The sequence below is a fragment of the Undibacterium sp. WLX3042 genome (assembly GCF_049544825.1).
GTDB lineage: Bacteria > Pseudomonadota > Gammaproteobacteria > Burkholderiales > Burkholderiaceae_D > Undibacterium.
In genome coordinates this window covers 2928767-2941408 of sequence record NZ_CP186698.1, presented here as the reverse complement: position 1 = coordinate 2941408, position 12642 = coordinate 2928767, and the positions used below count along the sequence as shown (strand labels likewise).

The window sequence follows — 12642 nt, the reverse complement described above, 5'->3', positions numbered from 1 at the left end:
ATCACTCTTTATTTGCGGCAACGCCCTTCGTCACGTTTTCACCATCCTCATTTTTCAGGGTCCAGAAAAATACCGATGACAACATCGTAACCGCACCTAATGTGAGAAACGCATGATGCAAGGCGTTAGTCACGGCAATTTTGTCACTCTGTGGTAGGTCACCAAGATACCAGGCTGCGACCAGCGAGCCGCAAGCCAGGCCGAAACTCAACGCCATCTGCTGTAAAGAACTGCCTATTGTGCTGGCCATGCTGGAATCGAAGGGCTCAATATCGGCATAGGTCATGGAATTGATACTGGAAAACTGCAGTGAATTAAAAAAACCCTGCGCCAGACTCAGCGCCACAATCAAGATCAAAGGCGTGGCAGGCGAAACGCAAGAAAACAAACTGATCGTCACGCCTATCATGAATGTATTTGTGATGAGGATTTTGCGGTAACCAAATTGACGCAGTAAATGCCTTGCGATCAGTTTCATCCCCATCGCCGCTGCTGCGGCAGGCATCATCAGTAAGCCAGACTGCCACGCCGGTAAGCCCAGCCCCAGCTGATACAGCAAAGGCAGTAAAAATGGCAGCCCGCCAATACCGAGGCGCGTGACGAAACCACCGACGATAGACACCCGGAACGTACGTATCTGAAACAGATTTAAGCGTAACAGCGGATATGGCGTATGTTGCGAATGCCATCCATATGCCACCAGCAATATCAGCGATATCGCGAACAGCACCGACTCTGATGCAATGTCAATCCGGTGTTCACCGAAGATTTCCAGCAACCATGACAACAGAGCAGTTCCGGTGCCGAATAAGACCAATCCAACCACATCCAGCGGTCTTTCTTCGTCACCGTAATAATCAGGCATGTGGCGATACACCAGCAACAGCGCAATGATACCGACCGGCACGTTGATAAAGAAAATAACGCGCCACGATAACCAGTGTACGATCAACCCACCAACGGTCGGTCCTAGTAGCGGGCCTATCAGCGCAGGAATGATTACAAAATTCATCGCGGTCAGTAATTCATTCTTGGGAAAAGTGCGGATAATCGCCAGTCGTCCGACCGGCATCATCATCGCTGCGCCTATACCCTGTAAAATCCGCGTTGCAACCAGCATGGGCACACTGACTGCCAGACCGCTCAGAATAGAGGCAACCGTAAAAATTGCCACGGCAAAACCGAAAACACGGCGGGTACCAAAGCGATCCGCGATCCAGCCGCTGACAGGGATACCAACGGCCAGACTCAGAATATAACTGGTCACTGCCGCTTTCAGACTTAAAGGCGTTACCTGCAAACTTGCTGCCATGGAAGGGATAGCAGTATTCAGAATGGTCGCGTCGAGCTGCTCCATAAACAGGGCAATCGCAACGACCCACGGCAGGTAAGATTTGACCTTGAGATCACTCATCATAAGCGAGCTGAAATTAACGGGAAGTATCAATAGCGGTGTCTGATACAGGTAACGCGGGACAAGTTTGCCAGTGTAACCCTGGGAAGGTCAGCCGTCACTCTGCAGCTTACAGATGAAAGGAAATACGCAGAATTTTTCTGCGTGAAGTACGCAGGTCGCAGGATGTATGCGGATACAGGTTTCTGAACAGAGCATTGCAGAAACCTGTATCCGCCGGTAGCAGATTTATAGGCGCCGCGGTGCGTAAATGCGCGCCATGTCTTCAGCAAAATGTTTTTGCAGATTCAGCCGTTTCAGCTTCAGTGTCGGGGTGATCAGCGTGCTTTCTATCGTCCAGGGCTCGGTCGATAAAATCACGGCCTTAGGCTGAGCATAAAATGGAAAACTGGTCGTCAGTTCACGCACACGCTTCAACACTACTTCGGTAGCTGCCGGTGATTTCAGATTATTCAGATCGGCAGGATTAAGTCCCAGTGTTTGCGCCAGCTGCGTCCAGTAAGACTGACTTAGTACGACGGCACAAGCAATGAAAGGGGCATTTTCACCAAAGGCATAGACCTGTTCGAATGCAGGTTCAGTGGAAATCGCAATTTCCAGATCGACTGGTGCAATTTTTTCACCGGTTGATGTCACGATAATTTCCTTAACGCGACCAAGTATACGTACCCGTCCATCAACAACTTCCGCCTGATCGCCAGTACGCAGCCAACCATCAATAAACGCTTTGGCGGTATCTTCTTCCCGCTTCCAGTAACCCCGCATGACGTTAGGTCCACGCACCTGCAGCTCTGCGTTTTCGCCTATCCTGACTTCCACGCCATCCAGTATGCGTCCGACAGTCGATGGATTATTGTCATCAGGAGAATTGAATGCCACAACCGGCGAAGTTTCTGTCATGCCATAACCCTGCACAATAGGTATGCCGAGACCCAGGAAGCAACGTGAGATCGATGTGGATAGCGCCGCACCGCCGCTGACCGCAACGCGCAAACGACCACCGAACTGGTTTTTCAATTTACCGGCGACCACCGGCTCCAGCACGGGCCAGACCAGCGCATCACTGATACGTTGCAACAGTCCATCTGACGATAAACCCTGTGCACGTGAAAAACGCCGCCAGCCGACTGCGATCGCGGTGTTAAATAAAAACGACTGCATTTTGGACTGCGCCAGCCTGGTCTGAATCACGCTGTACACCCTCTCGTAAATCCGCGGCACAGAAATCAGTATCGTCGGCTTAATCGTCACCAGCTCTTGCGGCAACTGTTTGACAGAATGAGAAAATGCGACACAGGCGCCAGCCGCCACAGGCAGGTAATAACCGGCAGTCCGCTCAAATGTATGCGACAAAGGCAGGAAGGACAGGAATACGTCGCTGATGACCGGAGCAACGCGCGCCACCACAGCTTTCACATTCGACATGACGTTATTATGCGTCAGCATCACACCCTTAGGTTTACCGGTGGTTCCGGAGGTATAGACTAAGGCCGCGAGATCGTCGGCCACCGCGTCGGTCAGAACGTCAGCAACATTGACGTTCGCTGCCGCAGACAACCATTCCTCCATGTTGGCGACCGGTACTCCGGCAGGGTAATCGGCCGGTGTCAGACTCTTTTCCAGCACCACAACCTGGCGTAACGCAGGCAATGCAATCCCGGCATTGCCTATGTCTTTCCATTGCTGATCGGTTGTGGCAATCAGAACGGTTGCATCGCTGTCGCTGATGATGTAGGCGATACTTTCCGGATTATCCAGTGCATGCATAGGAACCGGCACACACGCCATCTGCAATGCCGCCTGATCCACACATACTGCCTGCAAACCATTCGGTAACAAAATCGCGATACGTGCACCACGCTCCAGATTCAACAACGACAGCGCCCGCACACAGTCCATCACACGCTGATGGGTTTCTTCCCATGTGTAACTGATCCATTGACCATTTTGTTCATTAAACTGTCGGTAAGCCTCTGCGGACGGCGTTTTCGCTACGCGCCAGGTAAAAAGTTCGGCTAAGGTCCGGAGTTCTGTCAATGCTCGCTCTTGCAATGGTCTCTGTTGGTTCGACATGATTTTTAAGTTTTCGTTAAGCACCGTTCTGTGACGGTAGGCTGGTCGCCGGATGAAAGCATACGTCAGACAACATGTTCGGAAAATTCATGCCTTATCGGGCATGAACAAGGCTGCATTTCAGCATATACAGTGCCCGGAACACTTGCTGCTCATACACGATACACACGACTCCAGATCAACCCGGGGGTCTTTGTTTATCTTACTACTATGGCAGGATAGCGGGAGCAGAACAGTCGGCAAAAAAATAGCACATCCGTGCGAAATTCAGTGCAAACGGATTATAGGGAGCCATCAGGCCGGGGCATTGACTTGGGTCATTGACAGAATGAGCAAAAAATTGCTATTCCTCAGCGCGGGTAAAAATTCCCGGAATACGCCCTGATGCAAAGACTGCGATCAGGGCGATAACACATATATTACGACGCAGCTAAAGCCTGCTCGAGATCAGCAATCAGATCATCGATATGCTCTATGCCTATCGACAAGCGCACTGTATCTTCTGTCACGCCTGCTTTGGCGAGTTCTTCCGGATTTAATTGGCGGTGTGTCGTCGTTGCAGGGTGACATGCCAGAGATTTTGCGTCACCGATATTCACCAAACGGGTGAAGAGTTGCAAGGCATCCTGAAAACGCCCCCCTGCTTCACGTCCGCCTTGCAGACCAAAGGTCAAAATACCGGATGGCTTACCACCCAGATATTTCTGCGCCAGCGCATGATCTTTGTGATCTGGTAAGCCGGCATAATTCACCCACTTCACTTTCGCATGCTGTTGCAGATATTCGGCAATCTTGCGTGTATTGTCGGTAATGCGATCCAGTCTTAACGCCAACGTTTCTATGCCCTGCAAAATCAGGAAGGCATTGAACGGCGACAAAGCCGCGCCCGTATTACGCAATGGCACCACGCGCGCACGGCCTATGTAGGCGGCGGGCCCCAAAGCTTCGGTATAAACGACACCGTGATATGACACATCAGGCTCATTCAGGCGCTTAAACCGTTGCTTGTGTTCTGCCCAAGGAAACTTACCTGAATCAACGATGATGCCACCGATCGTCGTGCCATGCCCGCCCAGATATTTGGTCAGCGAATGGATGACGATATCAGCACCGAATTCAATCGGGCGCAACAGATAAGGTGACGGCACTGTGTTATCGACAATCAGCGGCACACCATGTCTGTGCGCAACGGCAGCAATCGCTTCGATATCGGTGATATTACCCAGCGGATTACCAATCGATTCAACAAACACGGCTTTGGTTTTATCATCAATCAGCTTGGCAAACGACTCAGGGTCACGATAATCCGCGAAGCGGGTTTCTATGCCGAATTGCGGCAGGGTATGCGCAAACAGATTATAGGTACCGCCATATAACGTCGATGCCGAAACGATGTTGTCGCCAGCTTCAGCAATCGTCTGTATCGCATACGTGATAGCGGCTTGCCCGGATGCCAATGCCAGCCCGGCGATGCCGCCCTCAAGTGCCGCGACACGCTTTTCCAGCACATCATTGGTCGGATTCATGATCCGTGAATAAATATTCCCCTGCACCTTCAGATCAAATAAATCTGCACCATGCTGGGTATTATCGAAAGAATAGGCAACGGTCTGATAAATCGGCACCGCAACTGCACGTGTCGTCGGGTCTGGCGAATAACCGCCGTGAACAGCAATAGTTTCCAGTTTCATTGATGATTTCCTGTCGTTTGAGATGGTTTGAAAAAAGCTGTGATGATCATAAAAAGCGCCAGAACACCTGACAAGGAAGCTTTTCGTTTTTGTATAGTTAAAATTTAAACATAGATTTCAGGAGGCAAGAAAATTCCCAGACAGAAATAATTGCAACGAAGCGTCGTGGAATTGCCGCTTAGCGCAAAAAAATTTTGCATATTTTTGCAATCTTTTCTGTCAGTTGGTACGATGACTCCTTTTAGCAGGTCGCTCCCTGACCCGCCGATACGCGTATCAATGGCCTGCGGATGATTTTCTGCCCCGCAAATAATGATACGCTGGCAACTGCCTCTTTTATTTGATGAATGCCATGCAAAACAGTCTGACGCGCAAGCCCATAGAAATAAAAATTTCCACCGTTGTCGCTGTTGCTGTATTGCTGCATGAAGCGTCCACTGCTGCGCTGGAAGCCGCTTTAAAGGAAATGACCGCCGGTTCACCGGATTTTTTTGACGATGAATTCGCTGTCATTGATGTTGAAAGCATCGCCGCAGAAACCGTTGACTGGGATGCGCTGATCCCGTTGTTCAAAGCGCACGGCCTGCATCCGGTCGCGGTCCGCAATGCGCGCGAAGAGGATTACGCGATCATCCGTTCACATGGTTTAAGTATTGATGTGGTAAGCAAACCACGCCACGAACCAGAAGTGATCGCAGCGCAAGCCGAAGTACCAGCACCGGTAGCAAAAGCTGAGCCGCAGGTCATCATCCGCAATAATCCGGCCATGGTGATCGATACGCCGGTCCGCGCTGGTCAGCGTATTTATGCCCGCGGCGCAGACCTGATCATTACGGCCTCAGTCAATAACGGCGCGGAAGTCATCGCCGATGGCAGTATCCATATTTACTCTACGCTACGCGGACGAGCCTTAGCTGGCGCCACCGGCAATACCGAATCACGAATTTTTGCTCTGCAAATGGAACCGGAACTGGTATCGATTGCCGGCATCTACCGGACATTTGAAAATGGCTACCCGGATTTACAGGCACAGCACCCCGTCCAAGTCAGGCTGATTGGTGACAGTATTGAAGTATCATCAGTAAAAGCGATCGGCTGACGCCCTATATTTCAGTTATTTCGGATATAAAAAGGAGTTTTTTGTGGCAAGAATCATAGTTGTAACATCCGGCAAGGGCGGAGTGGGAAAAACCACCTCCAGCGCAAGTTTCGCCTCAGGTCTGGCAATGCGCGGTCATAAAACAGCCGTACTGGATTTTGACGTCGGTCTGCGCAATCTGGATCTGATCATGGGTTGCGAACGCCGCGTGGTCTATGATCTGGTGAATGTCATCAGCGGTGAAGCAACCCTGAATCAGGCATTAATCAAGGATAAGCATTGCGATAACCTATTCATTCTGCCCGCCTCACAGACCCGTGATAAAGACGCGCTGACCGAAGAAGGTGTGGAGCGCGTATTAAACGACCTGGCAAAAATGGACTTTGAATTCATCGTCTGCGACTCACCAGCGGGTATCGAACGCGGTGCTGTCATGGCCCTCACATTCGCTGATGAGGCCATCGTTGTCACCAATCCTGAAGTATCCTCAGTACGTGATTCTGACCGCATACTCGGCATCATTCAGGCGAAATCCAAACGCGCACAAGCGGGTGGTGAGCCTGTCAAAGAGCATTTACTGATCACACGCTATTCGCCAAAACGTGTTGAAGCAGGCGAAATGCTGTCGCACACGGACGTACAGGAAATTTTACGTATCCCTCTGATTGGCGTGATACCGGAATCAGAGGCGGTATTGCATGCATCGAACCAGGGTAATCCTGCCATACACATGAAAGGCAGCGATGTCTCTGACGCGTATGAAGACGTAGTCTCGCGCTTCCTCGGTCAGGATGTTCCGTTACGCTTCGTCACTTACGAAAAGCCAGGCTTACTGCAGCGTATTTTCGGAGGTAAATAAACATGGCCTTGCTTTCTTTTTTATTTAATAGCAAACCAAAAACTGCCAATGTGGCAAAAGAACGCTTACAGATCATCATTGCCCGTGAACGCACAGGACGTGAAGGTTACGATTTTTTACCCGCCTTGCGCGAGGAACTGATTGCCGTTATTTCGAAGTACACCAAAGTCAGCCCGGAAGACATTACCGTCTCTCTTGATAAACAAGGCAATCTTGAAGTGCTGGATGTGAATGTTGTTTTGCCTGAATTGGAACTGCGTAACTGATCATCTGAGTGAATGGCTGCGGTGAGCGCATCTATGATGCGTTCACCCGGTTGCTGGCTCGCTCAAGATAAGCGACAGTGAGATCAGGCGGATAGTAAAACGCGCTGACGTTCTTCTAAAAATGACACATAAGTGCTCCAGATGAATGAGGAAATGCAAAAAATAGATTGATTCGCATGGTAAGAAACAAATGAGTTTCGTTGTAAATGTTATTTTTCACGGTTACATTTTTTAACAAATTTTATTTTTTCCTACTTGCTTTCGATATAATGATAAGACCCTGTTCAATTGCCAGACATTAACGATAACTATCCATGAGAATCGCTGTACTTGACGACGACAATAATCTGCTGGAGCTGGTCTGCACCATACTGAATGCGGCTGGTCATACATGTCATCCTTTTTTAAGCGGCAAAGAAATGCTGCATCAGCTGCGTCGGGAAAGTTACGACATGTTGATACTGGACTGGCAGGTTCCAGATCTGAATGGCACTGAAATTCTGCACTGGGTCAGAGAAAAATTGTCACCCACCCTGCCGGTCTTGTTTATGACCAGCCGCTCAGGTGAAGACGACATCGTCGCTGGCCTCGCCGCTGGCGCAGATGATTATATGATCAAACCTATCCGCCGCAGTGAACTGGTCGCGCGGGTTCAGGCATTGTTGCGGCGGGCATACCCGACCCAGACAGCCTCTGAACACCTGCAATTCGGCATCTACAAATTTGAGACACGCGCTGGTCGCGTCAGTGTTAATGATCAGCCGGTAGAAATGACGCAGAAAGAGTTCGATCTGGCACTGCTGCTGTTCCGCAATCTCGGTCGCCCCTTATCGCGCGCCTACATACTGGAAGCAGTCTGGTCGCGCGACGTCGATATCCCGTCCAGAACCATGGATACCCATATCTCCAGGGTGCGCAGCAAACTCGAATTAAGGCCAGAAAACGGTTACAGGCTGGCACCTGTTTATAGTTACGGCTATCGATTAGAACAAGTTACTGCAGAATAAATTTTCCGGGTCAGCACAGTCTGACCCGGTTTGCATTTATTGCGCAGAATTTTGCCACATGGAAACACGAATGAGTTCAGACTCAACCCACCTCTTACGGCGATTACCGGTCAGTACCCTGCTCGCAGCTCTCCTTACATACTCGCCGCTGCTAATGGCGGCAAAAGTCGCCGGCGAACCGGGCAGCATCGTGGCAACACCACCGGACATGACCTATTACGCCTTGCAGGGCGACACATTAAATGGCATCGCAAAGCGATTTACCAATCAATCCCGGAACTGGGAAGTGCTCAGCAAGCGTAATCAGATTGCTGATGACCGCGCTATCCCTATCGGTACAGCAATCCGGATCCCGGCGGATCTGTTACCTGAAGAAGCAAGTGAAGCGCGCGTTGTTGCGTTGGCGGGTAATCCGACTTATACAGCGGCAGATGGTATCGAAACTACTCTCGCAATCGGCACTGTCGTTAAAGAAGGAAGCAAGATCACCACCGGAAAAAACGGTTTTCTGACTCTGGCGTTTCCGGATGAGTCGCGCGTATCCATTCCATCGAATAGCCAGGTCAGTCTGAGCAAACTGCGCAAAACGAAATATATCGCCAGCCCGAGAACTGAGATTTCTTTGTCTGAGGGGAAAGTCGAATCCCGCGTCACCAGCCTGGCAAGCAATAAAGGGCGCTTTGAAGTACGCTCACCGCTTGCGGTAGCGGGCGTGCGCGGCACCCATTTCCGTGTTGGCATCAATGCGGATGGTACATCTAATGAGGTGCTGGAAGGTGGCGTTGCCGTCGGAACAACAAGTAAAAAAAATAATGAACTGCTACTACCCGCTGGTAAAGGAAACATCATCGGAGCAAATGGTGTAGGGAAAGCTGTCGATTTACTGCCGCCGCCCGTCTTAGAAACTGGTTATGCGGTGCAAACGCGCCCCACAGTGCAATTCATCGCGCAAAAATCCGCAGCTGCAGTCGCCTATCGGGTACAGATAGCCAGAGATGCGCAGGCATTAGACGTACTGGCGGAAAATCGTTACAAGGAAAACCGTTTCAAATTCGACGGTCTGGAAGATGGCCAGTATTTTGTCCGTCTGACGGCCATTGATGCATTGGGGCTGGAAGGCTTACCTCTCACAACAGGCTTTACACTCAAGGCAAGACCGGAGCCGCCATTCTCTATACAACCCAAAAATAAAGTACGGGCTGACGGTGTTGACTTCACCTGGACAGACGCAGCACAAGCTTATGCTTACCATCTGCAGGTCGCCAAAGACGCAGAGTTTAAAAACATCCTTCTCGATCAGCCGGATATCAAGGATGTGCAATTCTCCAGCTCCTTGCCACAAGGAGAATATTTCTGGCGTATTGCGACGGTGATACAAAAAAATGGCCAGTTTGATCAGGGTCCCTACGGCGATATACAAAAATTCCAGAAATTAGCGCCACAGGCAACGGCGTCTTTCAGCGACTCCCCGGGTAAGCAGATTTCTTTCAACTGGGCAGCCGAACCGGGACAAAAATTTCTGATTCAGATTGCCCTTGATACAGCTTTTAAAACGCTGTATCTGTCACAGGAATCAGATCAGGCTGAGCTGAAAATTCCGCGTCCGTCGGCCGGTGAATACTATATCCGTGTCCGGGCGACGGATGCCGATGGCTACGTCGGCGCGTTTTCCGCCACGCAGAAAATCACTGTTCAGTCGCGCTGGACCACAAGTGACGGCGAAGCGGTTCAAAGTGGCAGCGGTGCCGTCCGCAGTGGCTTTTAACGATTAATTTATGGCGATCAGATACATACAGTTAGAGCGCATCGCATTTCGTGAGTGGCTGATTCTGAGTCTGCTACTCAGCGTTCTGACTGTAGCGCTGCTGAACTTGAAAAGCCTGGAGCGGCTGGACATGATTGCCTATGATCGTTACATGCAGCTCAATCAACGCGAAGCACGGGACGATATCCTGATTGTCGCAATTGATGATTACAGTCTGAGTGAGTTGGGAAAATGGCCCTGGCCACGGCAACGACATGCGGAACTGTTACAGCGCATCAACGCAGCGACACCGGCTGCGATAGGAATGGATATCCTGTTGACGGAAGCTGAGCCGGTACAAACCGACAATCAGGTCAACGGCGATCAGCTGCTGGCCGATGCGATCGCCCAAAGCAATAAAGTCGTCCTGCCTTTGGTCTCTCAAAACAGTGGTAAGGGCCTGATCGCGGCGCGCCCGATTCCCCCTCTGGCAAATGCAGCCCGCCAGATCAGCCATATTCATATCGAACTGGATAAAGACGGCGTGGCACGCAGCGTCTTTCTGCGTGAAGGATCAAGAGGCGAATGGTGGCCTCACTTTGCACTCGCGTTGAAAGACGTTGCACAAAATACAGCTTACGGGACTGAAAAATATCTGCCGGGAGCGAGACTGCCTGTGCAGCTGCGCAAAACGGCACATCAGGACTTGTGGCAGCGTGATTACCAGATGCATATTCCGTTTTACGGCAGCAGTGGGCATTTTAAGTCGGTGCCGTATGTGTCAGTACTGCGCGGTGAAGTTCCCGCAGCTTTCCTGAAAAATAAGTATGTCCTGATCGGCCCGACTGCTTTAGGGATGGCGGACTCATTCCCCACCCCGGTATCCGGCAATGAAGGCACCATCTCCGGAATTGAAATCAATGCAAATATTCTGGCAAGTCTGCTTGATGAACGTGAAATTGATTTTGCCCCGGTCTGGCAGGTAACGATATATAACCTGGTACTGCTGCTGGCGGCACTGATCTCTTATCAGTTAATGTCGCCCAGAAAAGCCTTGCTGATGACCATCCTGTTTATCGGCATCTCTGCCGCAGGCAGTTTCCTCGCAATGCGCTATGCCGGAAAATGGATACCGCCTACGACATCCTTACTGGCGTTAATCATTGCTTACCCTGTGTGGAGCTGGCGCAGGCTGGAAGCAGCGATTAAGTATCTGGGCGAAGAATTTACTCTTCTCGAAAAAGAGCCACATCTGCTGCCAGAATTTATTGATGTTGAAGAGGAAAAGAGTGCGCCGGTTCTGACAGATACGCTGGAGCAAAGCATCAATGCTGTGCGTGTCGCCGCCGACAGAGTTCGTGATTTACGACAGTTCGTCAGCGATAGCCTGGACAGCTTGCCAGACGCAACTCTGGTGACCACCACCGATGGGAATGTATTACTCTCTAACCCACCAGCACTGAGCTATTTTGCCAGTCAGGGCTTACCCAAAGTGAATGATTCCCTGTTGCCGTATTTATTTGCCAGAATGTCTGCGCCGCAGGAGCCTGAAGAGGGCAAAACCGGCAGTTTTACTTGGTGGAATCTGTTGGATCTCAAACATACTGCACGAATGAAGCAAGGAATTGAAGTCAGAGATCCGCAGGGACTGGATTTACTGATCAAAAGCGCCCCTTGTTACAGCGCCAGCCAGCAACTGGTCGGCTGGATAGTCAGTATCATCAATATCACCGCCATCCGTGCCGCCGAACGCAGCCGCGATGAAACCCTGCATTTCATCTCGCATGACATGCGCGCACCGCAGGCATCCATACTTGCTTTGCTGGAAATGCAGCAGGATGCAGCAACAGCATTACCGCAGGCAGAATTTATCTCGAGAATTGAAAAAGCCTCACGCATCACACTCGGTCTGGCAGACAACTTCGTCCAGCTGGCCAGGGCTGAATCACAGGATTACCGTTTTGAAGAACTGGATTTACAGACGGTACTGCTGGATGCGACGGAAGAAATGTGGTCGCTGGCAAAGAGCAAAAACATACGCATCAAATGTACGATACCGGATGGTGAATACCCGATCCGTGCCGATCGCTCGCTGCTGACGCGGGTTCTGACGAATCTGCTGTCTAACGCGATCAAATACAGCCCGCGCGATACCACCATCACCTGCGCACTGGCCTATGAGCAGCAACTGGCAGGAGCAAACATCATCTGCAGTATCAGCGACCAGGGATACGGCATACCGCGTGCAGAGCAAAGCAAACTATTTCAACGCTTTCAACGCTTCGGCGGTGCCGACCAGCCAAAAAATGATGGAATCGGGCTGGGCATGGTCTTTGTGAAAGCCGTGCTTGACCGGCATCATGCGCAAATCGATTTAATCAGTGCGCCGAATGAAGGGACGACTTTTAATATCAGATTGCCATCAAGCACCATTTGAGCTGCATCAAGCGCATCCGGACGAAAATTAATATCTCCAACGCGCTATAATG

The 12642-nt window shown here is 50.7% G+C and carries 9 protein-coding genes; 6 read left to right on the top strand and 3 right to left on the bottom strand.

The window, feature by feature from the left end:
• Window position 1 precedes the first annotated feature (1 nt).
• The 3 genes from ACPAOP_RS13240 to ACPAOP_RS13230 all read right to left on the bottom strand — a co-directional run bounded on the left by ACPAOP_RS13240 (window position 2) and on the right by ACPAOP_RS13230 (window position 5178).
• Window positions 2–1414 carry a DHA2 family efflux MFS transporter permease subunit gene (locus ACPAOP_RS13240; protein ID WP_423708332.1) on the bottom strand — a complete coding sequence of 471 codons (1413 nt, stop codon included), beginning with the start codon at window positions 1412–1414 and terminating at the stop codon, window positions 2–4.
• 228 nt (window positions 1415–1642) lie between these two features.
• Window positions 1643–3487 (bottom strand): AMP-dependent synthetase/ligase, encoded by a 1845-nt coding sequence (locus tag ACPAOP_RS13235; RefSeq protein WP_423708331.1) that lies wholly within the window; start codon window positions 3485–3487, stop codon window positions 1643–1645.
• Between the two features lie 419 nt (window positions 3488–3906).
• The gene (locus tag ACPAOP_RS13230; protein WP_423708330.1) at window positions 3907–5178 is read right to left on the bottom strand and encodes an O-acetylhomoserine aminocarboxypropyltransferase/cysteine synthase family protein; all 1272 of its coding nucleotides are present in this window, start codon (window positions 5176–5178) and stop codon (window positions 3907–3909) included.
• 352 nt (window positions 5179–5530) lie between these two features.
• Here ACPAOP_RS13230 and minC point away from each other — a divergent pair, with 352 nt between their 5' ends.
• The 6 genes from minC (at window position 5531) to ACPAOP_RS13200 (ending at window position 12590) form a co-directional block, all read left to right on the top strand.
• Window positions 5531–6277, top strand: a complete 747-nt coding sequence (gene minC / locus ACPAOP_RS13225) for a septum site-determining protein MinC (protein WP_423679647.1) — start codon at window positions 5531–5533, stop codon at window positions 6275–6277.
• A gap of 43 nt (window positions 6278–6320) precedes the next feature.
• Window positions 6321–7136: a septum site-determining protein MinD gene (minD, locus tag ACPAOP_RS13220; protein WP_423679646.1), complete on the top strand. Its 816-nt coding sequence runs from the start codon at window positions 6321–6323 to the stop codon at window positions 7134–7136.
• A gap of 2 nt (window positions 7137–7138) precedes the next feature.
• The gene (minE, locus tag ACPAOP_RS13215) at window positions 7139–7402 is read left to right on the top strand and encodes a cell division topological specificity factor MinE (RefSeq protein ID WP_186884548.1); all 264 of its coding nucleotides are present in this window, start codon (window positions 7139–7141) and stop codon (window positions 7400–7402) included.
• A 314-nt stretch (window positions 7403–7716) separates the two neighbouring features.
• Window positions 7717–8409, top strand: a complete 693-nt coding sequence (locus tag ACPAOP_RS13210; RefSeq protein WP_186884547.1) for a response regulator transcription factor — start codon at window positions 7717–7719, stop codon at window positions 8407–8409.
• 70 nt (window positions 8410–8479) lie between these two features.
• The gene (locus ACPAOP_RS13205; RefSeq protein ID WP_423708329.1) at window positions 8480–10174 is read left to right on the top strand and encodes a FecR domain-containing protein; all 1695 of its coding nucleotides are present in this window, start codon (window positions 8480–8482) and stop codon (window positions 10172–10174) included.
• A 10-nt stretch (window positions 10175–10184) separates the two neighbouring features.
• Window positions 10185–12590, top strand: coding sequence for a CHASE2 domain-containing protein (locus tag ACPAOP_RS13200; RefSeq protein ID WP_423708328.1), 2406 nt, complete (start codon window positions 10185–10187; stop codon window positions 12588–12590).
• The last annotated feature ends 52 nt before the right edge of the window (window positions 12591–12642 follow it).